This is a genomic window from Methylibium sp. T29 (genome assembly GCF_000576205.1).
Classification (GTDB): Bacteria; Pseudomonadota; Gammaproteobacteria; order Burkholderiales; family Burkholderiaceae_C; genus Methylibium; species Methylibium petroleiphilum.
The window spans coordinates 1-24837 of the sequence record NZ_AZND01000035.1 but is presented as its reverse complement, the minus strand read 5'-3'; the positions used below and the strand labels follow the sequence as shown (position 1 = coordinate 24837).

Genomic DNA, 24837 nt, shown 5'->3' with positions numbered 1-24837 from the left:
TGCGCGCGCCCAGCGTCATGCCGGCCGCCTGCACACGGTGCGGTCGCCCGACCTCGATGCGCTCGACGCGCGAGGCCAGCGCCACCGCGCCGCCGGCCGACTCCAGGTCGCCCTGCAGCGCGAGCATCAGGCCGTGGCTGTCGACGATGCCGGTCGACGGCGACAGCAGTGCCTCGCTGCAGGCGAGCGCGGGTTCGAGCGCACGCGCAGCGTCCGGCGTCAGGAGTTGCAGGTCGTCGACGCCGTTGTCGGCCGCACGCCGGCTCAGCGCGTGCAGCGCCGCATGCTGCGTCGGCCCGGTCGCGACGATCAGCTTGCCGCAGCGCCGGTGCGCGATGCCGCGCTCGGCGCAGTAGGCGTAGAGCGCCGCCTTGCCGGCCACGCACAGCCGCGCCTTCAGCGAACCGGAGGGGTAGTAGAGGCCGGCATGGATCACCTCGCTGTTGCGCGCGCTGGTGACGGTGCCGATCGCGGTCTCGCTTTCAAGCACCACGGTCTCGAAGCCGCGCCGCGCCAGCGCGCGACCGACCGCCAGCCCCACGACCCCGGCCCCGACAACCACCGCATCGACCTGATCCATCCGCGCGCCCTCCCCGCCCGCCGGGTGCCCCGGCCTGAGATGCTACGGCCGGCCACGCCGGTGCCTGGCGACTCAGCGCCGGCTCGTCTTCTTGGCCGAGCCGAGCCGGCGCGCGTTGGCGGTCGCGGTGCGGTGTACCGGCGCGAGCGCGCTGTGGGTCACGCGCGCCGCTGCATCGGAGGCACGCTGCAGCGTCGGTGCGCGCCGCATCACCGTGCTGACCAGCGTCTTGTGGCGACGCATCGCCTGGGCCGGCGTGCGGCTGCCAGCCAGCGCGAAGGCGTTGTTCATGATCGCCAGCCAGCCCTGCAGGGCCTGGGCGTTGAGCGTCTGCACCGCCGGAGTCCAGGCGCGACCCAGGGCGGCGGCAGATTGCGAGAAGGCGTCCAGCTTCTCGCTGCCCATCAGCGCGAACTCGCGCCGGTCGGCGGCCGACGGCAGCGGCCCGGCCGACGCCAAGCGCGCGCTGCGGGTCGCGATGACCTGGGACGACGCGAGCAGCATCTCCTGCGTCTTGCTCGCGACGCCCAGCCACAGACCGATCGGGAAGAATATCGCAGCGGGAAGGTCGGTGGATTTCATGAAAGCTTTCGGGTCCAAAGGTTCAGGTATGCGGGTACCGGGTGACGCAGGGCTTACATCGAGTCCCGGATCGACCTCGACAGCGAAAAAAGCCGGCGCGAGGCCGGCTTGTCGGGAACGTGTCAGGCGGCTCAACTCTTGCCGTAGCGGGCCTTGGCATCGGCCACGCAAGTCGACTTGGCGTCGCCTGCGAGCGCATCGCACTTCTCGGCCTCGACCTTGTAGTTGGCCTCGCGCTTCTCGTCACGCGCCTCCATCTGCGCCTTGCCGGTGGCGCTGACCAGCTTGGCATCGGCGCGCGCCTTCGTGTGGGCCGCCTTGGCTTCCTGGACGCACACGTCCTTGGCGTTGCCGGCGAGATCGTCACAGCGTTCCTTCGCGACCTCGTAGGCGGTGTCGGCCTTCACCTCGGCCACCTTCGCGCGGTCGCCGGGCTTGCCGGTGTACGCGGCCTCGAGCTCGGCCTTGGCGACCTTCTCCTTGGCCTCGGCCTCTTCCTCGCAGACGTCCTTGCCGTTGCCGGACAGGCGGTCGCAGGAGGCCTTGGCGAGCTTGTAGTCGGCGCCGATGCGGTCCTTGGCGGCCGAGTACTCGGCCTTGCTCATGCCGGCCGCGAAGGCGGGCGAGGCTGCGAATGCGGCGGCGGTACACAGGGCGAGAAGAGCGGGCTTGAATCGAAGGGGGGTGTGCATGAGGACTCCTGAGGTCGGGATAACGTGTGCGGAGTATTTGCGCCGCGCGCCGCGCCGGACATCGGACGCCGCCGCGAGCGCGGGTAGCGGCTGTCCTACATGCGGCAGACCGCCCGCCCTGCCGCTGTGGATACCATCCACGAAACATGCGACTCAAGAGCAAGATCGTCCTCCTCGCCGTGGTGCCGCTGCTGGCGTCGATCGTGCTGATCGCGCTGGCCGTGCGCCACCAGGAGCGCGCGCTGGCGGCGCGCGAACGCGAGCTGGTCGAGAGCGCCTACATGAGCTCCAAGCGCACCGAGCTGCGCCACTACGTCGAGCTCGCGCGCAGCACCATCGCGCCGCTGTACGACTCGGGCGACGACAGCGAGACCACGCGCCAGGCCGCGATGAAGCTGCTGGCGTCGCTGGACTACGGCACCGACGGCTACTTCTTCCTCTACGACCTGCAGGGCCGGAGCCTGATGCACCCACGCCAGCCCGAGCTGGTGGGCAACGACCTGTGGGAGCTGCGCGACGAGGCGGGCCACCCGACCATCCAGCAGCTGATCGCCAAGGCCAGCGAGGGCGGCGGCTTCATCGACTACCTGTGGCGCAAGCCATCCACACGGCAGACCACGCCCAAGCTGGGCTACGTGATCGCGCTGCCGCGCTGGAACTGGATGCTCGGCACCGGCCTCTACCTCGACGACGTGCAAGCCACGATGGCGCAGCTGGACCATCAGGTGGCGGCCAACATCGAGACCACGTTCCTGTGGATCGCCGGCATCGCGCTGTCGGGCATCGCGCTGATCACGGTGTGCGGCCTGGCGCTCAACCTCAGCGAACACAAGGAGGCCGACGCCAAGCTGCGCCAGCTCGCGCAGCAGGTGGTGCAGTCACAGGAGTCCGAGCGCGCCCACCTCTCGCGCGAGCTGCACGACGGCACCAGCCAGACGCTGGTGTCGATCAAGCTGCTGATCGAGTCGGCGATCGAGCAGATCGAGCGCGAGCCGGCCCAGGCCGCCGTGCCGCTGGAGCGCGCCGCGGTGCGCCTGGCCGACGCGCTGACCGAGGTGCGGCGCATCTCGCACCGCCTGCGCCCGGCGATGCTCGACGTGCTGGGCCTGCCCGCAGCGCTGGAGCACCTGGCCGGGAGTTCGGCGACCACAGCGGGCTGGCGTTCTCGATGCGCATGCGCGGGCCGTCGATCGAGTTGCCGGACGACGTGAAGACCGTGCTGTTCCGCGTGACGCAGGAGGCGCTGACCAACATCGAGAAGCACGCCGCCGCGCAGTCGGTGCGCATCCGGCTGGCGTTCCGGCCCAGCGGCCTGCGGCTCGCGATCCTCGACGACGGCCGCGGCTTCGACCTCGCCGCGGTGCAGCTCGACCCGCGTCGCGGGATCGGCCTGCGCAACATGCGCGAGCGCCTCGCCTCGATCGGCGGATCGTTCCGCATCCGCTCGCGCAGCGGTCTCACCGAGCTGATCGCCGACGTGCCCGAGGCGCAGCTGCGCCGCCTGAAGGAGGCTGATGAGCCACGAACCCGACGCGCCCCGCGTCCGACTGCTGATCGTCGACGACCACCCGCTCGTGCGCGAGGGCCTGCGCTCGCGCCTGCAGGCGATCGCCTGGCTCGAGGTGGTGGGCGAGGCCGGCAGCGCACGAGAGGCGCTGGAGCTGATCCCGCAGCTGCACCCCGGCCTGGCGCTGATGGACGTCGGCATGCGCGAGATCAACGGCATCGAGCTCACCCGCCTGCTGGCGCAGCGCCATCCGGCGGTGGCCGTGCTGGTGCTCAGCATGTACGACAACCCCGAGTACGTGCAGCAGGCCATGCAGGCCGGCGCCCGCGGCTACGTGCTGAAGGACGCGCCCTCGGCCGACATCATCGCGGCCATCGAGGCGGTGTGCGCCGGCGGCACCTTCCTGAGCCCGGCGGTGTCCAAGCGCCTGTTCCGCGGCCAGGCGCCGAAGCCGCTGGTCTCGCACCGGGAAAGCGAGATCCTCGCCTGCCTGGCCGACGGCCTGTCGAGCAAGCAGATCGCCGAGCGGCTGGACCTGAGCGTGCGCACCGTCGAGACGCATCGCCAGAACATCAAGCGCAAGCTGGGCATCGAGGGTCAGGCGGAGCTGATCAAGTACGCGGTCGAACACGGCCGGCGCTACCGCGAAGACGAGGGCTGAGGTCCTCCCTCACCCCGGTCTGGTCCCTAAGTGGTCCCACGCAGCCCCCTACGTGGTGCGACGCTTGTTTCAGGATGCACCGCTGCGGACACTGACGCCCATTCCAGTGCATCCGGGTCGGACGACCACGGGGGCACGGCCCCTCAGTGTTCAGGAGACCCCCATGACCCATCTACGCAAGCACCTTTCCTGGGTGCTCGTCGCCATCGTCGGCGCGTTCGCGCTGGCGACCATCGCGCTGCAGCGCGGTGAAGCCATCAGCGCCCTGTGGGTGGTGGTGGCCGCCCTGTGCGTCTACCTCATCGCCTACCGCTACTACAGCCTGTTCCTGGCGACCAAGGTGCTGGGTCTCGATCCGAACCGGCAGACGCCGGCACACCGCCACAACGATGGCCTGGACTACGTGCCGACCAACAAGTACGTGCTCTACGGCCACCACTTCGCCGCGATCGCGGGCGCGGTCCGCTGGTCGGCCCGGTACTGGCCGCACAGATGGGCTACCTGCCGGGCATGCTGTGGCTGCTGGCCGGCGTGGTGTTCGCCGGCGCGGTGCAGGACTTCATCGTGCTGTTCATCTCCACGCGGCGCGACGGCCGTTCGCTCGGCGAGCTGGTGAAGCAGGAGATGGGCACGGTGCCGGGCGTCATCACGCTGTTCGGCGCTTCATGATCATGATCATCATCCTGGCGGTGCTGGCGCTGATCGTCGTCAAGGCGCTGGCGCACTCGCCGTGGGGTGCGGTCACCGTGGGCCTGACGATCCCGGTCGCGCTGTTCATGGGCATCTACAGCCGCTACCTGCGGCCGGGGCGCATCGGCGAGGTCTCGGCGATCGGCTTCGTGCTGCTGATGGCGGCCATCTGGCTGGGCGGCTGGGTGCACGAGCATGCGGCCCTGTCCGCGCTGTTCGACTTCGACGGCAAGGCTCTCACCTGGATGCTGATCGGCTACGGCTTCATCGCCTCGGTCTTGCCGGTGTGGCTGCTGCTGGCGCCGCGCGACTACCTGTCGACCTTCCTGAAGATCGGCACCATCATCGCGCTGGCGATCGGCATCCTGATCGTCGCACCGACGCTGCAGATGCCGGCACTGACCCAGTTCGCGCAGGGCAACGGCCCGGTGTGGTCGGGCAACCTGTTCCCCTTCCTGTTCATCACCATCGCCTGCGGCGCGGTGTCGGGCTTCCATGCGCTGATCTCGTCGGGCACCACGCCCAAGATGCTGGAGAACGAGACGCACGCGCGCTTCATCGGCTACGGCGGCATGCTGGCCGAGTCCTTCGTCGCGATCATGGCGCTGGTGGCGGCCTCGGTGATCCAGCCGGGCATCTACTTCGCGATGAACAGCCCGGCCGCGCTGGTCGGCACGACGCCGGAGGCGGTGGCGCAGACCCTGTCGACCTGGGGCTTCGTGATCACGCCCGACGTGCTGATCCAGACCGCCAAGGACGTGGGCGAGAACACCATCCTCGCACGCGCCGGCGGCGCACCGACGCTGGCCGTGGGCATGGCGCACATCCTGCACCAGGTGGTCGGCGGGCCCGCGATGATGGCCTTCTGGTACCACTTCGCGATCCTGTTCGAGGCGCTGTTCATCCTGACCGCGGTCGACGCCGGCACGCGCGCCGGGCGCTTCATGCTGCAGGACCTGCTGGGCAACTTCATCCCGGCGATGAAGCGCACCGACTCGCTGCCCGCCAACCTGATCGCCACCGGCCTGTGCGTGGCGACCTGGGGCTACTTCCTGTACGCCGGCGTGGTGGATCCGCTGGGCGGCATCAACACGCTGTGGCCGCTGTTCGGCATCTCCAACCAGATGCTGGCCGCCGTGGCGCTGACGCTGGGCACCGTGGTGCTGTTCAAGATGAAGCGCCAGCGCTACGCCTGGGTCACCATCGTGCCGGCGGCGTGGCTGCTGATCTGCACGCTGACCGCCGGCTGGCTGAAGCTGTTCTCGCCGGATCCGAAGGTCGGCTTCCTGGCCCACGCGCAGAAGTTCGGCGACGCGCTGGCGCAGGGGACGGTGCTGGCGCCGGCCAAGTCGCTCGACGCGATGCGCCACATCGTGGTCAACGACTACATCAACGCCAGCTTGTGCGTGCTGTTCATGCTGGTCGTCGTGAGCACGGTGTTCTATGCGGTCAAGTCGATCCTGAAGGCGCTGGGCAACCAGTCGCCGACCGTGCGCGAAACGCCGTTCGAACCGATGCCGCAAGGCGCCGGCGGCTGAACGCTCGCTCTGCTTCCACAGCGCCCGCCCCATGGCCTCCGGCAGCTTCACCGGCTTGTTGCAAGACGTCGAGAAGGCGGGCCGCTACCTCGGCCAAGCCATGCGCCTGATGGTCGGCCAGCCCGACTACGAGGCCTACGCGGCGCATGCCAGGACGGTCCACCCGGACCGGCCGGTGATGAGCTACGAGGACTTCTTCCGCGAGCGCCAGCAGGCCCGCTACGGGTCGCGCACCGGCCGCTGCTGCTGAAGCCGACCGGCGAGCCCCGCCTCGTTCGTTTCCCCGGACGCCTGGCAAAACCGGGCGCCCGGGACCTTGAAGCCGGCGCGCATGACGCGCCGGCCGTCCGGCAGGAGGTCGCGGCGGACGGTCAGCCTGCAGCGACGCGACGCGCCAGGTGCGCCATCGCTTCCTCGACCTGATCGACCAGCACCAGGCAGAGCTCGCCCGGCTTCAGCCGATCGAGCGCGGTGTCGATGGCGATGAACTCGCCGTGGATCTCCTCGACGTGGCGGGTGCGCGTCGCGCCCCGCAGGCCCTCGCGCAGCAGCGCGATCACCTCGCCGTCGGCACGGCCGCGCTGCGCGGCGTCCTGATACAGAAGCACATCGTCGAACGCGGCACCGAGGATCTGGGTCTGCTCGCGGATGTCGTCGTCACGCCGGTCGCCGGCGCCGCTGATCACCACCGCGCGGCGCGTGGCCGGCATCGCGTCGACCGCGGCCACCAGCGCGCGCATCGCGTCGGGGTTGTGGCCGTAGTCGGCGATCACCGTCGCGCCCTTGAAGTCCATCACGTTGAAGCGGCCCGGCGCGTTGTCGGCGTCGTTGACGAAGCTGGCCAGACCACGGCGTACCGTGTCCCAGTCGAGCCCCGCACCCCAGGCGGCGGCCACGGCCGCCATGGCATTCTCGACCTGGAAGCCGATGGTCCCGCCGCGTGTGAGCGGGATGTCGCGCAGCAGCAGCTTCTCGCGCCAGGCGCCCTGCGCCGCGACCAGCGCGTCGCCCTCGACGTAGACGGTGCGCTTGCCCTGCGCGCGGTGCGTGGCCATCACTGGGTGATGGCGATCGGCCGCGAAGAAGATCACGTCACCGGGGCAGGTGCCGGCCATCGCGGCGACGTTGACGTCGGTCGCGTTGAGCACCGCGTAGCCGCTCTGCGCCACGTTCTGCACGATCACCCGCTTGAGCACCGCCAGATCCTCGACGGTGGTGATGTAGTTGAGGCCGAGGTGGTCGCCACTGCCGATGTTGGTGACCACCGCCACCTGGCAACGGTCGAAGCCCAGACCCTCGCGCAACACGCCGCCGCGTGCGGTCTCGAACACGGCCGCGTCGACATCGGGATGCATCAGCACGTTGCGCGCGCTCTTGGGTCCGCTGCAGTCGCCGCTGTCGATCTGGCGGCCCTCGACGTAGACACCGTCGGTGTTGGTCATGCCCACGCGCAGCCCGCTGGTCGCGAACAGGTGGGCGATCAGGCGCGCCGTGGTGGTCTTGCCGTTGGTACCCGTCACCGCCACCACCGGGATGCGGCCGTCGTCGCCGTGGCCGAACAGGTGCTGGATCATCGCCTCGCCGACGTTGCGGCCCTTGCCGAACGAGGGCGACAGGTGCATGCGCAGGCCGGGCGCGGCATTGACCTCGACCACGCCGCCGCTCTGCTCTTCGAGCGGGCGACCCACCGTCTCGCACACCACATCGACGCCGCAGATGTGCAGTCCGATCATCTGCGCCGCGGCGACGGCGCGCGCGGCCACCTCGGGGTGCACGTCGTCGGTCACGTCGGCGGCCGTGCCGCCGGTGCTGAGGTTGGCGTTGTTGCGCAGGATCACGCGGCGGCCCTTCTCGGGCACCGAATCGGGTGCCAGCCCCTGCACCTGCAGTCGCGCGACGGCGATCTCGTCGAAGCGGATCTTGGTCAGCGAGGTGGCATGCCCGGTGCCGCGCCGCGGGTCGGCGTTCACCAGATCGACCAGTTCGCGCACCGTGTGCACGCCGTCGCCGATGACGTGCGGCGGCTCGCGGCGCGCCGCCGCCACCAGCCGGTCGCCCACCACCAGCAGGCGGAAGTCGCTGCCGGGCAGGAACTTCTCGACCATCACGTCGCCGATCTCGGCCGCGGCCTTGAAGGCCACATCGAGGTGGGCGCGGTCGACGATGTTGACCGTGACGCCCTTGCCCTGGTTGCCGTCCTGCGGCTTGACCACCACCGGCAGGCCGATCTCCAGGGCCACGGCCCAGGCCTCGTCGGCGCTCGCCACCAGCCGGCCGATCGGCACCGGCACGCCGGCGGCACGCAGCAGCGTCTTGGTGAGGTCCTTGTCCTGCGCGATGGCCTCGGAGACAGCGCTGGTCGAGTCGACCTCGGCGGCCTGGATGCGGCGTTGCCGCGACCCCCAGCCGAACTGCACCATGCTGCCCTGCGTCAGGCGGCGGTAGGGGATATTGCGCGCCAGCGCCGCATCGACGATCGCGCCGGTGCTGGGGCCCAGGCGCACGTCCTCGTCGGTCTCACGCAGGCGCGTGATCGCCGCATCGACATCGAAGCCGCGAGCGTGCAGTGCCGCATCGATCAGTTCGCGGGCGAGGTCGAAGGCCAGTCGACCGACCTCTTCCTCGCTGTACTCGACGACGACCTGGAAGACACCGGGATCGACGGTCGCCGAGGTGCGGCTGAAGGTCACCGGGCAGCCGGCCTGCGCCTGCAGCGCCAGCGCCGCCGCCTCGAGCAGGTGGGCCAGCGAGACCGGCACGCCCGGGACAGCGGTACGCAGCGCGCCGATGGTCGGGAACAGTGCCCGCAGGCGCGCCTCGAGACCGACCGGATCGGCGATCTCGCATTCGGGCGCGGTGCACGAGACGATCGCCTCGATCGCGGTGTGCCGGCTCCACAGGTTGGGGCCGCGCAAGGCACGGATGCGGGAAACTTCCATCGCTGCTGCTCTTCGGGTGGTTCGGGCAGATCGCCGTTCGCGTCGATTGTCGGGGCCCCGGCGGGGCTCAGTGCGTGGTCTTCGGTTCGAGCTGGAAGGTCTCGATGCCGGCGGCCGCCAGTTCGGGCGCGATCCCCAGCGCCCAGGCGGCGGCGATGGCCGCCAGCATGGTCTCCGGCGGCACCTCGGCCATGCGGCCACGGGTGAATTCGGGTCCCTGCGTCTCGACCCCGCCGGTGGCCAGGATCGCGCGGCCGTGGCGCAGGAACACGGCTCGCCCGCCCTGGGCGCGCTGCGCCTGCAGGACCGGTGTGGCTGCGTCGACGCCGTAGAGGATCACCTCGCCGTCGCACAGGCCGGCCAGTTCGGCCACCCGCTCGTCGTCGGCATTGAGCACCGCCACGCCGTCCGGCAGTACCACGTCGACCTGGGTGCGCAGCACCTTGAGCATCTGGTCGGATTCGCGAATGTCGAACGCCGCCAGCGCCGCGGCGCCGTCGAGGTCGGTGACGACGCCGACCTGGCAGCGGTCGTAGGCGAGGCCGTCGCGCAGGATGGCCTCGGCGCCGTTCTCCACCACCGCCACCTCCACCTGCCGGTTGATCAGCAGCCGGTGGCTGGCTTCCCAGTGCGCGCAGTCGCCGTGCTCGATCCGGCGTCCGCCGAGGAACAGGCCGTCGCGGCAGGCCAGCCCGACGTGGCGGCCGCTCAGGTGCACCAGCCAGGCCACCAGCCGGGCGATGGTGTGGGTGCCTCGGGTCCCGGCCACGCCGACGATGGGAATGCGCCCGCTTTCCGTTTCGGCGAACAGGTGGTCGATGATGGCTTGGCCGACCGGCCGCGGCATGCCCTCGGCCGGCCGCAGGTGCATCAGCAGCCCGGGGCCGGCGTTGACCTCGACGATCGCGCCGCCCTGCTCGGCCAGCGGGCGCGAGATGTCCTCGGCCACCACGTCGACGCCGGCGATGTCCAGGCCCACCACGCGCGCGGCGAGCGACACGATGTGGTCGACCTCGGGGTGGACCTGGTCGCTGCAGTCGATCGCGACGTTGCCGTTGCGCTGGATCAGCACGCGGCGGCCGCTGGCCGGCACCGCATCGGGCGCGAGCCCCTGGCGCTGCAGGTCGGACAGCACCGCGCCGTCCTTGTCGGTCTCGATCAGGCCGAGCGGGAAGTCCTCGGTCTCGCCGCGCCTCGGGTCGGTGTTGATCTGGGCGTCGACCAGCTCACTCACCGTGGAGCGGCCGTCACCGGTGACCCAGGCGGTCTCGCCGCGCGCTGCGGCCACCACCCGGCCGCCCACCACCAGCAGGCGGTGCTCCTGGCCGGGCACGTGGCGCTCGACCATGACCTCGCTGCCGTGCAGGTCGGCATAGGCATACGCGGCCTCGATGTCCTCGCGGCTGGTCAGGTCCAGCGTGACGCCTCGGCCGTGGTTGCCGTCGGTCGGCTTCAGTGCCACCGGCAGGCCGATGTCCTGCGCCGCCTCCCAGGCGGCCTCGACGCTGTCGACGACCTCACCCTCCGGCACCGGCACGCCGCAGGACTTGAGCAGGCGCTTGGTCAGGTCCTTGTCGCCGGCGATGCCCTCGGCGATGGCGCTGGTGCGGTCGGTCTCGGCGGTCCAGATGCGGCGCTGGCGGGCACCGTGGCCGAGCTGCACCAGGTTGCCATCATTGAGGCGGATGTGCGGGATGCCACGTTCGGTGGCGGCGCCGACGATGGCGGCGGTGCTGGGCCCGAAATAGGTGTCGTCGACCTGCTCGCGCACGCGGGCCACGGCCGCAGCGACATCGAAGGCCTCATCGTTGATGGCGGCCATCAGCAGCCGGTGGCCGTCGGCCAGCGCCGTGCGCGCGACCTGCTCCTCGCGGGCACGAAACACCATGCGGTAGACGCCCCGCTGCGACGTGCTGCGGGTCTGGCCGAAACCGGTGGGCATGCCCGCCAGGTTGAGGAGCTCGATGACCACGTGCTCCAACACGTGGCCGCACCAAGTGCCCTCCCGCAGGCGCTGCAGGAACCCGCCCCGCTCGCCCACGCCGCAGTGGTGCTCCTCGAGCGCCGGCAGCAGCGCGCACAGGCGCTCGTTGAAGCCGGGCAACAGATGGGAGGGGTGGTCTTCGAGCTCGCCGAGGTCGAGCCAGGTTTCCAGCACCGGCCGGTAGGTCCAGATGTTGGGGCCGCGCAGGTAATTGATGCGGAGCAGTTGCAGGTCGTTTTTCTTGCTCATTTTCGGCGGGGACGAGGCGCCCGGGCAGCCCAGGACCGACGCACGATTGTGCGCCCGACCGGCTCCTTGGCACCACGCTCCGGGCCGCATTCCATGCGGCACGCCAACCCGGCATCGGTCAGAATCTCGGGCCCTTCCGAGGGATTGAGGGCCGCCTTGTGGGTCTTCGAGAACAAATCAGAATGCATCATCACCATCCAGTCGGCGTCCCAGCGGACGGGGCCTCCCCCGCACGCATCGCGCTCCAGTCGCAGCTCGCACCGGAAGAGAACGTGCTGGCGACGCTGGAGGTTGACCTGGACGCACGCCTGCATTTCGGCGCCGGGCTGCTGGCGCTCACCGACCGGCGGCTGCTGGCCCGCGAACCGGGCGCCACCGCCTGGCAGGCCTGGCCGCTGAACAGCGACCTGACGCTGCGCCACACCGACCACGCCGGGGTCGGCAGCCTGGAGTTGCACGATCCCGCCACCCGGCGCGCCGGCTGGCGCTTCACGCTGCGTCACAACGTGCAGGCGCTGCGCCTGCTGAAACTGTTCGAATTGCAACAGACCCGCCTGCGCACCGGCGAGTCGCCCGGCGACGACGGCACGCTCTGCCCCAGCTGCCAGGCGCCGCTGCCGCCCGACAGCGACGACTGCCCGCTGTGCGCCCGGGAGCTGAACACCCCGCCCTCGACCTGGGTGCTGCTGCGGCTGTGGCGCTTCGCCCGGCCCTACCGCAAGGAGCTGGCGATCGGCTTCGGGCTGACGCTGGCCTCGACCGCGGCGACGCTGGTGCCGCCCTACCTGACGATCCCGCTGATGGACGAGGTGCTGATCCCGTTCCAGAACGGCCAGCAGATCGACCCGAAACTGGTGCTGATGCTGCTGGGCGGCCTGCTGGCGGCCGCGCTGGCAGCCTGGGGCCTGAGCTGGGCCCGCACCTACCTGCTGGCGCTGGTGTCCGAGCGCATCGGCGCTGATCTGCGCACCACCACCTTCGAGCACCTGCTGCGGCTTTCGCTCGACTACTTCGGTGGCAAGCGCACCGGCGACCTGATGGCGCGCATCGGCTCCGAGACCGACCGCATCTGCGTCTTCCTGTCGCTGCACGCGCTGGATTTCGCGACCGACGTGCTGATGATCGGGATGACCGCGGTGATCCTGGCCTCGATCAACCCCTGGCTGGCGCTGGTGACCCTGCTGCCGCTGCCCTTCATCGCCTGGATGATCCACCTGGTGCGCGACCGCCTGCGCACCGGCTTCGAGAAGATCGACCGCGTGTGGTCCGAAGTGACCAATGTGCTGGCCGACACGATCCCGGGCATCCGCGTGGTCAAGGCCTTCGCCCAGGAGCAGCGCGAGGCCGACCGCTTCCGCGACGCGAACCGGCACAACCTCGCGGTCAACGACCGGCTCAACAAGACCTGGAGCCTGTTCTCGCCGACCGTGTCGCTGCTGACCGAGGTGGGCCTGCTGGTGGTGTGGGCCTTCGGCATCTGGCAGGTCAGCAAGAACGAGATCACGGTCGGCGTGCTGACCGCCTTCATCGCCTACATCGGCCGCTTCTACGGCCGGCTGGACTCGATGAGCCGCATCGTCTCGGTCACTCAGAAGGCGGCCGCCGGCGCCAAGCGCATCTTCGACATCCTCGATCATGTGTCGAACGTGCCCGAGCCCGCCCAGCCACAGCGCATCGACAGGCTCCAGGGCCGCATCGAGCTGGCCGACATCGGCTTCCGCTACGGCTCGCGCACCGTGATCCGCGGGCTGCAGCTCGACATCCGACCGGGCGAGATGATCGGCCTGGTCGGCCACAGCGGCTCTGGCAAGAGCACGCTGGTCAACCTGATCTGCCGCTTCTATGACGTGACCGACGGCGCGATCAAGGTCGATGGCATCGACATCCGTCGCTTCGGCGTGGCCGACTACCGACGCCACATCGGCCTGGTGCTGCAGGAGCCCTTCCTGTTCTTCGGCACGATCGCCGAGAACATCGCCTACGGCAAGCCGGGCGCCACGCGCGCCGAGATCGTGGCTGCGGCCCGCGCCGCGCACGCGCACGAGTTCATCCTGCGCTTGCCGCAGGGCTACGACTCGCTGGTCGGCGAGCGCGGCCAGGGCCTGTCGGGCGGCGAGCGCCAGCGCATCAGCATCGCGCGCGCGCTGCTGATCGATCCGCGCATCCTGATCCTCGACGAGGCCACTTCCTCGGTCGATACCGAGACCGAGAAGGAGATCCAGAAGGCGCTCGACAACCTGGTGCAGGGCCGTACCACCATCGCGATCGCGCACCGCCTCTCCACGCTGCGCAAGGCCGACCGGCTGGTCGTCATGGACCGCGGCCGCATCGTCGAGGTGGGCCCGCACGACGCGCTGATGGCGCAGCGCGGCGCCTACTGGCGGCTCTACGAGGCGCAGCTGCGCCGCGTCGAAGGCGACGACGGCGAGGCGGCGCTGGAGCACCCTTCGCCGTCGACGCTGTCGCCGTCGGCCCACCCGACCGAACTCGCATGAACACCACGACCGCGATGGATGACGACAGCGGGCTGCGGCTCGAGCGCAATGCCTTCGGCCGCCTGGTCCTCACGGCGGCGGACGGCGTGGCGCACGACGGCGTGGTGCCGGTGCGTGCCTTCCCGATCGCCGCGCCCGACGAAGGCGTGTCGATCGTCGGGGCCGACGGGCGCGAGCTGCACTGGATCGAGCGCCTGAGCGCCCTGCCACCGGCGCCGCGTGCGCTGCTGGAGGCGGAGCTCGCCAGCCGCGAGTTCATGCCGACCATCCTGCAGATCAGCGCCGTGTCGACCTTCTCGACGCCCAGCCACTGGACGGTCGAGACCGACCGCGGCAGCACGAGCTTCGTGCTCAAGGGCGAAGAAGACATCCGCCGGCTCGGCCACGGCGCGCTGCTGATCGTCGACAGCCACGGCATCCAGTTCCTGGTGCGCGACCGCCTGGCGCTGGACCGGCGCTCGAAGAAGCTGCTGGAGCGCTTTCTCTAGGACCGGTTAACGCCGCCGGTCACGGCATGCCGTGCCAGCAGCGACGGCGCCGTGACACGGTTGCGGCCCTCGCGCTTGGAGGCGTAGAGCGCCTCGTCGGCCCGCGAGAACCAGCTCTCGCCGTTGTCGCTGGGCCACAGGTCGGCGACGCCGAGCGACACCGTGATCTGCCCGACCTGCTGCTCGCTGTTGCGGCGGCGGATGCGGCTGTTGGCGATCGAGGTGCGGATGCGCTCGGCCAGCTCGACCGCGCCCTTGAGCGGCGTCGACGGCAGCAGCAGCGCGAACTCCTCGCCGCCGATGCGGGCGGCCAGGTCGTCGTTGCGCACGCTCTCCTTCAGCACCCGCGCCACCGCCATCAGCACCTGGTCGCCGAACAGGTGGCCGTGGGTGTCGTTGACCAGCTTGAAGTGGTCGATGTCGACCAGCACCAGCGACATCGCCGCCTCGCGGTCGGCCAGGAACTTGGCGATGTGCTGCTCGAAGGAGCGGCGGTTGTGCAGGCCGGTCAGGCTGTCGGTCTGCGCCTCGCTGCGGGCGGCAGCCACCTCGGCCCGCAGCTGCGCGATCTCGCGCTGGTTCACGTCCAGCCGACTCTGCAGCTGGCGCATCGCCTCCGACATCTCGCGCGTGCTGGCCACCACCCCCTGCAACACCGCGCCGCCGTTCGCCTCGCGATCGAGTTCGGCCTGCCACTGCGACAGCGACTGGTCGAAGGCCGAGGTGCGGTCGGTCGCTTCCAGCGCATCCTGCTCCATGCTGCGCAGGATGCGGCGGGCGTTCTCGGCCACCCGCTCGGAGGTCTCGAGCCCGACCGGCGCGACATAGGCCTTGAACAGCCGGGCCACGTCGGCCTCGGTCAGGGCCCGCCCGTCGGCGGTGAGCCGCTCGATCTCGGCCTTCAGGTCGCCGCTGCGGCCCGACACATACTCGTACCAGACCGCGTAGTTGATGGGGTGCAGGGCGACCGAATGCTTGGCCATCTGCGGGAGCGCGAGCCTGAGTAGTTCGCTGCTCCGCTCGACACTGTCGGGGTAGTTGCCTGAGATCACTGCGAGCTCTTGTTGTCTAGTTGCTGCCGTGCCGACGTCCGCCTCGCCACCCGGCGCGCCACGCGCTGCGCCAGGACGGCCGCCACAGCGGCCAGGGGTCGGCGCGTCCTCCGCTCACCGGCCTCCCCGACCTGTACTGCCCGCTCGGGAGACGCGGCCGGTGGCACGGCTCCGACAACACCCCCCGAGTGACACAAGTCTAACAAGTTGCACCGCCGGGACTTCGGGTCAGCACGGATACCGGGGCCAAAAACTCAGCTCAGCGCAGCGCAGCCACCACGTCCGGCGGCGCCTGCACCAGCTCGATCAGCACGCCTTCGCCACCGACCGGGAACTCGTCGTTGCCCTTGGGGTGGATGAAGCAGATGTCGTGACCGGCCGCGCCCTTGCGGATGCCGCCGGGCGCGAAGCGCACCCCGTTCTCGCTCATCCACTGCACCGCCTTCGGCAGGTCGTCGACCCACAGACCCACGTGGTTCAGCGGCGTGGCGTGCACGGCCGGCTTCTTGTCGGGATCGACCGGTTGCATCAGGTCGACCTCCACCGCATGGGCACCGCGGCCCATCGCGCAGATGTCCTCGTCGACGTTCTCGCGCTCGGAGACGAAGTGCCCGGTGACCGACAGCCCCAGCATGTCGACCCACAGCGCACGCAGGCGCTGCTTGTCCGGCCCGCCGATGGCGATCTGCTGCAGGCCGAGGATGCGGAAGGGTTTGCTGCTGCTCATCGCGGAGCCCCTCAGGCGAAACGGATGATCGGCTGGTCGACCGACAGGCTCTCGCCCTTGCCGGCCAGCACCTCGGCCACCGTGCCGTCCTGCGCGGCGATCAGGATGTTCTCCATCTTCATCGCCTCCACCACGGCCAGCTTCTCGCCGGCCACCACCGCCTGGCCGGGCTTCACCACCACGTCGGCCAGCAGCCCGGGCATCGGCGCGAGCAGGAACTTGCTGGTATCGGGCGGCGCCTTGTAGGGCATCAGCTTCTGCAGCTCGGCGGCGCTCGGCGACAGCACCAGCGCGTCGGCGCACAGGCCGTTGTGGTTGACGCGCAGGTCCAGGCCGCGCCGCTCGACCTGGGCCGTGAACGGACGGCCGTTGCAGGAGCCGCCGATGCGCACCTCGCCGTAGCGCCAGTCGCTCTGGAATTCGTAGCGCTTGTCGTCCAGCGTGACCACCACCGACCCGTTGACGTGCACCTGCACCGGCCGGTGGGTGGATGCCCCCTGCTCGCCGCGCAGCACGACCACGTAGTCGTCGCCGATGCGCAGGCCGTGCCCCGGCAGCTGCCCGGTGATGACCGCCGAGCGCGCCAGGAACTTGCGGTTCACCGCCGCAGCCAGCGCGACCACGAAGTCCGGGTCCTCGTGCACCACGTCCGAGGCTTTGAAGCCTTCGGGAAGTGCTCGGCGATGAAGCCGGTGTTGAAGTCGCCCGAGACGAAATCGGGGTGCGCCAGCAACGCCGCCTGGAACGGGATGTTGCTGCTGATGCCGCGGATCACGAAGGCGTTGAGCGCCTCGCGCATCTTGGCGATCGCGTCGAGCCGGTCCGTCCCGTGCACGATGAGCTTGGCGATCATCGAGTCGTAGTACATCGGGATCTCGCCGCCCTCGTAGACGCCGGTATCGACCCGCACGCCGCCGTCCCAGGGCATCGGCAGCGCGGCTTCCATCGTCTGCACCGGCGGCTGGTAGCGCACCAGGCGCCCGGTCGACGGCAGGAAGTTGCGGTACGGATCCTCGGCGTTGATGCGGCACTCCATCGCCCAACCGGTGCGCCGGATGTCGGCCTGTGCGAACGGCAGCTTCTCGCCGGCGGCCACGCGAATCATCAGCTCGACCAGGTCCACGCCGGTGATGCACTCGGTGACCGGGTGCTCGACCTGCAGCCGCGTGTTCATCTCGAGGAAGTAGAAGCCCTGGTCCTTGCCGACCACGAACTCCACCGTGCCGGCGCTCTGGTACTTCACGGCCTTGGCCAGCGCCACGGCCTGCTCGCCCATCGCCTTGCGCGTGGCGTCGCTGATGAACGGCGACGGCGCCTCCTCGATCACCTTCTGGTGACGGCGCTGGATCGAGCACTCGCGCTCATGCAGGTAGACCACGTTGCCGTGGGCGTCGCCCAGCACCTGGATCTCGATGTGGCGCGGCTGCTCGACGAACTTCTCGATGAAGACGCGGTCGTCGCCGAAGCTGTTCTTCGCCTCGTTGCGGCAGGAGCTGAAACCGTCGAAGGCCTCCTTGTCGTTGAACGCCACGCGCAGGCCCTTGCCGCCACCGCCGGCGCTGGCCTTGATCATCACCGGGTAGCCGATGCCCTGGGCGATCTCCACGGCGCGCTCGGCGGATTCGATCGCGTCGTTCCAGCCCGGGATGGTGTTGACCTTCGCCTCGTTGGCGAGCTTCTTCGAGGCGATCTTGTCGCCCATCGCCGCGATGCTGTAGTGCTTGGGTCCGATGAAGACCAGGCCCTCCTCCTCGACGCGGCGCGCGAAGTCCTCGTTCTCCGACAGGAAGCCGTAGCCGGGGTGGATGGCCTGCGCGCCGGTCTGCTTCGCGGCGGCGATGATCTTGTCGGCCACCAGGTAGGACTCGCGGCTCGGCGCCGGCCCGAGCAGCACCGACTCGTCGGCCAGCTCCACGTGCCGCGCGTCGCGGTCGGCTTCGGAGTAGACCGCGACCGTCGCGATGCCGAGCTTCTTGGCCGTCTTGATGACCCGGCAGGCGATCTCGCCGCGGTTGGCAATGAGGATCTTGGTGAACATGTCTCGTTCCCTCGCCGCGTCAAAGAGGAATGTTGCCGTGCTTGCGCCACGGGTTCTCGAGCTTCTTGTCGCGCAGCATCACCAGCGAACGGCAGATGCGCTTGCGCGTCTCGTGCGGCTGGATCACGTCGTCGATGTAGCCGCGCGCACCAGCCACGAAGGGGTTGGCGAAGCGCTGCTTGTACTCGGCCTCGCGCGCCGCCAGCTTGACCGGATCGCCCTTGTCCTCGCGGAAGATGATCTCCACCGCGCCCTTCGCGCCCATCACCGCGATCTCGGCGTTGGGCCAGGCGAAGTTCACGTCGCCGCGCAGGTGCTTGGAGGCCATCACGTCGTAGGCGCCGCCGTAGGCCTTGCGCGTGATCACCGTCACCTTCGGCACGGTGCACTCGGCATAGGCGTAGAGCAGCTTCGCGCCGTGCTTGATGATGCCGCCGTACTCCTGGCTGGTGCCCGGCATGAAGCCCGGCACGTCGACGAAGGTCACCACCGGGATGTTGAAGGCGTCGCAGAAGCGCACGAAGCGCGCCGCCTTGATGCTGCTCTTGATGTCCAGGCAGCCGGCCAGCACCAGCGGCTGGTTGGCGACGATGCCGACCGTCTGCCCCTCCATGCGCGCGAAGCCGATCAGGATGTTCTTCGCGTACTCGGGCTGCAGCTCGAAGAAGTCGCCGTCGTCGGCCACCTTCAGGATCAGCTCCTTCATGTCGTAGGGCTTGTTGGCGTTGTCCGGCACCAGCGTGTCGAGCGAATAGTCCAGCCGCTCGGCCGGGTCGCCGCCCAGGCGCACCGGCGCCTTCTCGCGGTTGTTCAGCGGCAGGTAGTTGTAGAAGCGCCGCAGCATCAGGATGGCCTCGACGTCGTTCTCGAACGCCATGTCGGCGACGCCGCTCTTGGTGGTGTGGGTGGTCGCGCCGCCCAGCTCCTCGGCGGTCACTTCCTCGTGGGTCACCGTCTTCACCACCTCGGGCCCGGTGACGAACATGTAGCTGCTGTCCTTCACCATGAAGATGAAGTCGGTCATCGCCGGCGAGTAGACGGCACCACCGGCCGACGGCCCCATGATCAGGCTGATCTGCGGCACCACGCCCGAGGCCATCACGTTGCGCTGGAACACCTCGGCATAGCCGCCCAGCGAGGCCACGCCCTCCTGGATGCGCGCGCCGCCGGAATCATTGAGGCCGATGACCGGCGCACCGACCTTCATCGCCTGGTCCATCACCTTGCAGATCTTCTCGGCGTGGGCCTCGCTGAGCGCGCCGCCGAACACGGTGAAGTCCTGGCTGAAGACGAACACCAGGCGGCCGTTGATCATGCCGTAGCCGGTCACGACGCCGTCGCCGGGGATCTTGTTGTCGGCCATGCCGAAGTCGGCGCAGCGGTGCTCGACGAACATGTCCCATTCCTCGAAGGTGCCGGCGTCGAGCAGCAGTTCCAGGCGCTCGCGCGCGGTGAGCTTGCCCTTGCCGTGCTGCGCCTCGATGCGCTTCTCGCCGCCGCCCAGGCGGGCCCGCTCGCGTCGCCGCTTGAGCTCTTCGATGATGTCGTGCATGGGGATGGTCCTCTCGGCCTGGATGGATGTGTCGGGTGGGACGGAACGGGGCGGAAGTCGGTGTGTGGATCAGTCGGCAAGGTCGAGCAGGCGGCGCGCCGCCACCGAGGCCGCCAGCCGGCCGGCGCGCACGTCGGCGCTGGTGGCGGAGAGCGCCTCGCGCACGGCAGGGTGTCCGCGAAAGCGCGCCTTCAGCCCGGCCTCGATGCGCTCCCACATCCAGGCCTGGTCCTGCTGGTGGCGGCGCGACGCGAGCCGGCCGCTCTGCGTCTGCAGCTCGCGAAAGCGCTCCACGGTGGCCCAGAACTCGGGCAGGCCAGCGCCCTTCAGCGCGCTGAGCTGCAGCACCTGCGGATGCCACAGCTGCGCATCGTGGTGGGCCGTCATCGGGTTGCCGTGCTGCCCCAGCAGCCGCAGCGCCGAGGTGATCTGCGCACGCGCCCGCGTGGCGGCGGCCTCGTCGAGGTCGGCCTTGTTGATCACCACCAGGTCGGCCAGCTCCATCACGCCCTTCTTGATGGCCTGCAGATCGTCGCCGGCATTGGGCAACTGCAGCAGCACGAACATGTCGGTCATGCCGGCCACTGCGATCTCGCTCTGGCCGACGCCGACGGTCTCGACGATCACCACGTCGTAGCCCGCCGCCTCGGCCACCAGCATCGACTCGCGCGTCTTCTCGGCCACGCCGCCCAGCGTGCCCGAGGCCGGGCTGGGGCGGATGTAGGCGCGCTCGTCGACCGACAGCCGCTCCATGCGCGTCTTGTCGCCCAGGATGGAGCCGCCCGAGACGCTGGACGACGGGTCCACCGCCAGCACCGCGACGCGGTGGCCGCGCTCCACCAGGAACAGCCCCAGGCTCTCGATGAAGGTGGACTTGCCGACCCCGGGCACGCCGGAGATGCCCAGCCGCAGCGATCGGCCGCTGTGCGGCAGCAGGGTGTTGATCAGTTCGTCGGCGCGCGCGCGATGCTCCTCGCGCGTCGACTCGAGCAGCGTGATGGTCTTGGCGATGGCACGGCGCTGCACCGGCCCGGCCGGGCCGAGCACGCCGTCGATCAGCGCCTGGTCGGGGACGGCAGCCATCGGCTCAGTGGGCGGCGATGGCCTTCTTGATCTGCTCGAGCACGTCCTTCGCCGAGGCCGGGATCGGCGTGCCGGGGCCGTAGATGCCTTGACGCCGGCCTCGTAGAGGAACTCGTAGTCCTGGCGCGGGATCACGCCGCCGACGAACACGATGATGTCGTCGGCGCCCTGCTTCTTCAGTTCGGCCACGATGGCCGGCACCAGCGTCTTGTGGCCGGCGGCGAGCGTGGACACGCCGATCGCGTGCACGTCGTTCTCGATCGCCTGGCGCGCGCATTCGTCGGGCGTCTGGAACAGCGGCCCCATGTCGACGTCGTAGCCGAGGTCGGCGAAGGCGGTGGCCACGACCTTGGCGCCGCGGTCGTGGCCGTCCTGGCCGAGCTTGGCGATCATCACGCGCGGCCGGCGACCGTGGTCGTCGGCGAAGGCCGCGATCTCGGTCTTGAGTTGTTCCCAGCCTTCGGCCGAATCGTAGGCAGCTGCGTACACGCCGGTCACCTTCTGCGTATCGGCGCGGTGGCGCCCCCAGACCTTCTCGAGCGCCGAGGACACCTCGCCGACCGTGGCGCGCAGGCGGATCGCCTTCACGCTCAGGTCGAGCAGGTTGCCCTGGCCGGATTCGGCGCATTGTGTCAGCGCGTCCAGCGCCGCCTGCACCGCGGGTGCGTCGCGGCGCGCACGGATCGCCTTGAGCCGCTCGATCTGGCTGTCGCGCACCTTCACGTTGTCGATATCGAGGAAATCGACCGCGTCTTCCTTGTCGAGCTTGTACTTGTTGACGCCGACGATCACGTCCTTGCCGGAGTCGATGCGGGCCTGCTTCTCGGCCGCGCTGGCCTCGATCTTGAGCTTGGCCCAGCCGGAGTCCACCGCCTTGGTCATGCCGCCCATCGCCTCGACCTCCTCGATGATGGCCCAGGCGGCGTCGGCCATGTCCTGGGTGAGCTTCTCCATCATGTAGCTGCCGGCCCAGGGGTCGACCACGTTGGTGATGTGGGTCTCCTCCTGGATGATCAGCTGGGTGTTGCGCGCGATGCGCGAGCTGAACTCGGTGGGCAGCGCGATCGCCTCGTCGAGCGCATTGGTGTGCAGCGACTGCGTGCCGCCGAACACCGCCGCCATCGCTTCGATGGTGGTACGCACCACGTTGTTGTACGGGTCCTGCTCGGTCAGGCTCCAGCCCGAGGTCTGCGAGTGGGTGCGCAGCATCAGGCTCTTCGGGTTCTTGGGCTCGAACTCCTGCATGATCTTCCACCACAGCATGCGCGCGGCGCGCATCTTGGCGATCTCGAGATAGAAGTTCATGCCGATCGCCCAGAAGAAGCTCAGGCGGCCGGCGAACTCGTCGACGTTCAGGCCCTTGGCGAGCGCGGTGCGCACGTACTCCTTGCCGTCGGCCAGCGTGAAGGCCAGCTCCAGCGCCTGGTTCGCGCCGGCCTCCTGCATGTGGTAGCCGGAGATCGAGATCGAGTTGAACTTCGGCATGTGCTGTGCCGTGTACTCGATGATGTCGCCGATGGCCCGCATGCTCGGCTCGGGCGGGAAGATGTAGGTGTTGCGGACCATGAACTCCTTGAGGATGTCGTTCTGGATGGTCCCGCTCAGCTGGTCCTGGCGCACGCCCTGCTCCTCGGCCGCGACGATGTAGCCGGCCAGCACCGGCAGCACCGCACCGTTCATCGTCATCGACACCGACACCTTGTCGAGCGGGATGCCGTCGAACAGGATCTTCATGTCCTCCACGCTGTCGATCGCCACGCCGGCCTTGCCGACGTCGCCGGTCACGCGCGGGTGGTCGCTGTCGTAGCCGCGGTGGGTGGCCAGGTCGAAGGCCACGCTCACGCCCTGCCCGCCGGCAGCCAGCGCCTTGCGGTAGAAGGCGTTCGATTCCTCGGCGGTCGAGAAGCCGGCGTACTGGCGGATGGTCCACGGCCGCACCGCGTACATCGTGGCCTGCGGACCGCGCAGGTAGGGTGCGAAGCCGGGCAGCGTGTCGGTGTGCGGCAGGCCCTGCAGGTCGGCCGCGGTGTACAGCGGCTTCACGGTGATGCCTTCGGGCGTGACCCAGTTCAGCGCCGACACGTCGCCGCCGGGGGCCGACTTCGCGGCGGCCTTGTGCCAGGCCGCCAGGGCCTCGGGCGAAAGTACGGGGCGATCGGACATGGCGAATCTTTCCTGCGGTGAACGGTGTGCAAGGCGCCGCGGCATGACACGAGGCGCGCGTCAGGCTCCGGAAATCCGGGCTGGACGGCGAACTGAGGCGCGATCATAATTCAAAACTGAATTACAAACACGTCTTGTGTGCGCTGCACCAAAACGACTGCCGCCGGGACCCATGTCCGAACCCCCCCTCACGCTCGCCAGCACCGCCCTCGACCGCACACCTGCCGACTCCGCGGCCGGCGCGCTGCCCGATCGCGCGCTGTACGAGCAGGTGGCCGAGGCGCTGCGCACGCGCATCCTGTCGCACCGGCTCGCGCCGGGCAGCTGGATCGACGAGAAGGCGCTGGCGGTCGAGTACGGCATCAGCCGCACGCCGCTGCGCGAAGCGCTGAAGGTGCTGGCCGCCGAGGGCCTGGTGACGATGAAGCTGCGCCGCGGCGCCTACGTCACCGAGGTCTCGGCGCGCGACCTGAGCGAGGTGTTCCATCTGCTCGCGCTGCTGGAGAGCGATGCCGCCGCCGCCGCCGCCAGCCGGCTCACGCCCGAGCAGCTGGCCGAACTGGAGACCCTGCACGAACAGCTCGAACGCAACCTCGGCGACCGCGACCGCTTCTTCGCCGCCAACGAGCGCTTCCACCTGCGCCTGCTCGAACTGGCCGACAACCGCTGGCGCGTGCAGATGGTCGCCGACCTGCGCAAGGTGATGAAGCTCAACCGCCACCACTCGCTGTTCAAGCAGGGCCGGCTGGAGGCGTCGTTGAACGAACACCGCCAGCTGATGGCCGCGCTGCGCGCGCGCGATGCCGAGCAGGCTCAACAACTGATGCGCCGGCATCTCGCCAACGGTGAAGAGGCGGCGGCGATGCGCTGAGCCTGGCCCGCGCGCTGCTGACCAGGCCATCGGGTGAACGGCTCCGTTCGTGTCCCCCGGCGTCGGCCTCCCGGCCGACCCCTCCTCCTCTACCTCACTTCGCCATTCACCCGACGCCCTGGTCGCACGCACCACCGCGGCACGCGAAGGCTTTACAACCCCAGCACACCGCGGTGTATCGAAGCGCCGTGACGGGCCGCTGTGTGGAGTGAAGTAGAGGAGGAGAGCCCGGCCGGAGGGCGGGCTCGGGGGACATGAACGCAACAGAGCGGCCCGGCGCGGCGCCCGCTCAGCCCAGCAACCTCAAACGCCACACAAGCTCATCTCATCCCCGGCGCCCGCGTGATCTGCGCGCGAATCTCCGCCAGCTTCGCCTTCAGGCTCTGCCGCTGCTGCGGTGCCAGGCGCAGCAGCATCTTCTGCCCCGCCGACCGCGCCTCCAGCGCCGGGTCGGCGAACTCGTAGCGCACCCACGGGCGCGCGGGCTGGACGGGCCCCTTCACCTCGGTCAGCACGACCGCCAGCGGGCCCGCCGGCTCCGGCGTCTGCAGCAGGTGGTCGATGACGTCGACCAACCGGTCGTTGAAGTAGCCGCGCGGATAGCCCAGTTCCTGGTAGGCCTGCTGGAACAGCGGATACAGCCGCACGTACAACGCAACCGCGCGAGCGGTGTCCACCGACTCGACGAAGGCCGTGAAGGCCGCATAGCGCGCGCCATTGGCCGCAGCGATCACGCTGCCACCACCCGCGCCGGGCTCGACCGTGAAGCGCCCTGCGCTCGGGTTGACCGGCCACAGCCGCGGCGCCGCATGCGGCCGGGCCAGGTTGTCCACGGTCGCGACGACGCGGTGCGCGAAGCCGTCGACCTGCAGGAACTTGAGCACCGCCGGCTGTCCGAGCAGCTCGACCAGCGCCGAGCGGACCGCGGCATCGGCGCGCTCCGGCG

Annotated in this window: 15 protein-coding genes and 4 pseudogenes; 7 read left to right on the top strand and 12 right to left on the bottom strand. The window is 69.8% G+C overall.

Features of this window, described 5'->3' with window-relative positions; all coding sequences use genetic code 11:
- The 3 genes from x551_RS07035 to x551_RS07025 all read right to left on the bottom strand — a co-directional run.
- The coding region (locus tag x551_RS07035) for an FAD-dependent oxidoreductase (RefSeq protein WP_152543451.1) at window positions 1-580 on the bottom strand (580 nt) is incomplete at its 3' end.
- Between the two features lie 72 nt (window positions 581-652).
- The gene (locus x551_RS07030; RefSeq protein ID WP_036232033.1) at window positions 653-1162 is read right to left on the bottom strand and encodes a polyhydroxyalkanoate granule-associated phasin; all 510 of its coding nucleotides are present in this window, start codon (window positions 1160-1162) and stop codon (window positions 653-655) included.
- Between the two features lie 131 nt (window positions 1163-1293).
- Window positions 1294-1767, bottom strand: coding sequence for a hypothetical protein (locus x551_RS07025; RefSeq protein ID WP_253950316.1), 474 nt, complete (start codon window positions 1765-1767; stop codon window positions 1294-1296).
- 233 nt (window positions 1768-2000) lie between these two features.
- Here x551_RS07025 and x551_RS07020 point away from each other — a divergent pair.
- From x551_RS07020 to x551_RS07005, 4 genes and pseudogenes are all read left to right on the top strand, one after another.
- Window positions 2001-3337 (top strand): annotated as a pseudogene (locus x551_RS07020) (cache domain-containing protein); the annotation flags it as partial.
- Between the two features lie 31 nt (window positions 3338-3368).
- A complete protein-coding gene (locus x551_RS07015) occupies window positions 3369-4022 on the top strand; it encodes a response regulator transcription factor (protein ID WP_036232037.1) in 654 nt (217 codons plus the stop codon).
- Between the two features lie 163 nt (window positions 4023-4185).
- Window positions 4186-6250, top strand: a pseudogene (locus x551_RS07010) (carbon starvation CstA family protein).
- A 31-nt stretch (window positions 6251-6281) separates the two neighbouring features.
- Complete coding sequence (locus tag x551_RS07005; protein ID WP_011828624.1) at window positions 6282-6500, top strand: YbdD/YjiX family protein; 219 nt, start codon at window positions 6282-6284, stop codon at window positions 6498-6500.
- 121 nt (window positions 6501-6621) lie between these two features.
- On the opposite strand, the gene cphA (x551_RS07000) is transcribed toward x551_RS07005, so the two are convergent.
- Entirely contained in the window at window positions 6622-9189 is a 2568-nt protein-coding gene (gene cphA, locus x551_RS07000; RefSeq protein ID WP_036232040.1) for a cyanophycin synthetase, read from the bottom strand.
- 67 nt (window positions 9190-9256) lie between these two features.
- Window positions 9257-11422, bottom strand: a complete 2166-nt coding sequence (gene cphA, locus x551_RS06995) for a cyanophycin synthetase (RefSeq protein WP_036232043.1) — start codon at window positions 11420-11422, stop codon at window positions 9257-9259.
- Window positions 11423-11604: 182 nt separating this feature from the next.
- Between cphA (x551_RS06995) and x551_RS06990 the strand changes: the two genes are divergently transcribed.
- Both x551_RS06990 and x551_RS06985 read left to right on the top strand, forming a co-directional pair.
- The gene (locus x551_RS06990) at window positions 11605-13917 is read left to right on the top strand and encodes an ABC transporter ATP-binding protein (RefSeq protein WP_036232046.1); all 2313 of its coding nucleotides are present in this window, start codon (window positions 11605-11607) and stop codon (window positions 13915-13917) included.
- Window positions 13914-14405, top strand: a complete 492-nt coding sequence (locus x551_RS06985) for a DUF1854 domain-containing protein (RefSeq protein ID WP_036232049.1) — start codon at window positions 13914-13916, stop codon at window positions 14403-14405. The genes x551_RS06990 and x551_RS06985 overlap by 4 nt, the downstream gene beginning before the upstream one ends.
- Here x551_RS06985 and x551_RS06980 read toward each other — a convergent pair.
- From x551_RS06980 to scpA, 6 genes and pseudogenes are all read right to left on the bottom strand, one after another.
- Entirely contained in the window at window positions 14402-15388 is a 987-nt protein-coding gene (locus tag x551_RS06980) for a GGDEF domain-containing protein (RefSeq protein ID WP_129448376.1), read from the bottom strand. The genes x551_RS06985 and x551_RS06980 overlap by 4 nt on opposite strands.
- Window positions 15389-15716: 328 nt before the next feature.
- Window positions 15717-16184: a VOC family protein gene (locus tag x551_RS06975; RefSeq protein ID WP_036232055.1), complete on the bottom strand. Its 468-nt coding sequence runs from the start codon at window positions 16182-16184 to the stop codon at window positions 15717-15719.
- An 11-nt stretch (window positions 16185-16195) separates the two neighbouring features.
- Window positions 16196-18222 (bottom strand): annotated as a pseudogene (locus x551_RS06970) (acetyl/propionyl/methylcrotonyl-CoA carboxylase subunit alpha).
- A 19-nt stretch (window positions 18223-18241) separates the two neighbouring features.
- Window positions 18242-19774, bottom strand: a complete 1533-nt coding sequence (locus x551_RS06965) for an acyl-CoA carboxylase subunit beta (RefSeq protein WP_036232057.1) — start codon at window positions 19772-19774, stop codon at window positions 18242-18244.
- A 69-nt stretch (window positions 19775-19843) separates the two neighbouring features.
- A complete protein-coding gene (gene meaB / locus x551_RS06960; protein WP_036232058.1) occupies window positions 19844-20857 on the bottom strand; it encodes a methylmalonyl Co-A mutase-associated GTPase MeaB in 1014 nt (337 codons plus the stop codon).
- Between the two features lie 4 nt (window positions 20858-20861).
- A pseudogene (gene scpA, locus x551_RS06955) lies at window positions 20862-23020 on the bottom strand (methylmalonyl-CoA mutase).
- Window positions 23021-23192: 172 nt separating this feature from the next.
- Between scpA and x551_RS06950 the strand changes: the two are divergent.
- On the top strand, window positions 23193-23891 hold the full coding sequence (locus x551_RS06950; protein WP_051495692.1) for a GntR family transcriptional regulator: 699 nt from the start codon (window positions 23193-23195) through the stop codon (window positions 23889-23891).
- Window positions 23892-24211: 320 nt separating this feature from the next.
- Here the strand turns inward: x551_RS06950 and x551_RS06945 are convergent.
- A partial coding sequence (locus tag x551_RS06945) for a DUF3014 domain-containing protein (protein ID WP_036247967.1) occupies window positions 24212-24837 on the bottom strand: 626 nt, incomplete at its 5' end.